Origin of the sequence: Micromonospora sp. C95, assembly GCF_018070465.1 — a bacterium.
In the GTDB taxonomy this organism is placed as follows: domain Bacteria; phylum Actinomycetota; class Actinomycetes; order Mycobacteriales; family Micromonosporaceae; genus Micromonospora.
Genome location: NZ_JAGPXT010000063.1, coordinates 1 through 1,018, shown reverse-complemented (window position 1 = coordinate 1,018; position 1,018 = coordinate 1). Strand labels below are relative to the sequence as shown.

Annotated in this window: 1 protein-coding gene and 1 pseudogene; one reads left to right on the top strand and one right to left on the bottom strand. The window is 66.8% G+C overall.

The annotated features are described in order from the left end of the window. Window positions 1–144, top strand: a pseudogene (locus tag KBX00_RS28965) (VOC family protein); the annotation flags it as partial. Here the strand turns inward: KBX00_RS28965 and KBX00_RS28960 are convergent. After that, window positions 144–848: a hypothetical protein gene (locus KBX00_RS28960; protein ID WP_210831233.1), complete on the bottom strand. Its 705-nt coding sequence runs from the start codon at window positions 846–848 to the stop codon at window positions 144–146. The pseudogene KBX00_RS28965 and the gene KBX00_RS28960 sit on opposite strands and share 1 nt — an antisense overlap. Between the last annotated feature and the right edge of the window lie 170 nt (window positions 849–1,018).

Here is a 1,018-nt window from a genome sequence, read left to right as displayed (position 1 = left end):
TTCCTCCGTGTCGACGACTTCGACGCCGCTTACCGACGGATGACCGGGGCCGGTGTCACCTTCGTCCGGGAACCACGGACCGAGCCCTATGGCCGGGTCGCGGTCTTCCTCGACATCGCCGGCAACCGGTGGGACCTCCTCGGTCAGTTCCCGGGGCCAAGCGCCTCGGTGATCAGGGCAAGACGATCCGGTGGTGTCTGCGGGCTGCGAGGGCTGTGTGAGCCCAGGCAGACATGGCGGTCCCCCTGCTCGGTCCAGGCCGGAGCACCCCAGAAACGGCGACTCGCGGTCAGTAGCTCGCCGGCGACCTGCCGCCGGTACCGCTGTTCACCGCCGACCGCGACGACGGCCGTGGCGACCAGTTCCTTAGCGTCGTGGGGCAGGTCAGCATCGCCGACGGCGGGCAACAACAGCAGCAGACGTTCCGCCTGCGTCCTTGCGGGGTCCGGCTGACCAGCGGTTACGAGAAGTTCCGGCCACGATAGGCCTGGTCCCTGGAAGCTTCCCTCTAGTGCGGCGAGCGTGATGACCGTGTCGGAGTCTGCCGGTTGGAGCAGGTAGTCCCATCCGGAGTCGTCCTCGAAGTTGCGGAAGAGAATGTACAGGCGGTGCCCACGGGCGAGCGGCAGGATGAGGAACGGCCAGCGGTTGGGGTCGTGCAGCTCCGCTGCGTATTCTTCGACCTCAGCGGGGTCGATGTCGAAGGCGATTGCTGCGATGTCAGAGCCACCGAACGAGAGCAGGAACGCCGGCCAGAACAGTCGATCATTCAGCCACAGCGCCGGTTCGGTAAGCACGGACTCATCGACCGATGGGCGAAAGCCGCTCAGGTAGCGCCGAAGGGACATCGCATCAGTCTTCCAGGCCGGCCACTCGGCGCGTGTCCGGATCTGCCGCGACCGGAGTGTCGGGCGGGTAGCGCGGGCGTACGTTGCGTGTCCGGCCTATCGCGCGGCTACCGGCCGGTGTTGGGCTATCCCGGTGGCGATAATTCCTTGGTGGGTCCGCTCTCCGATCT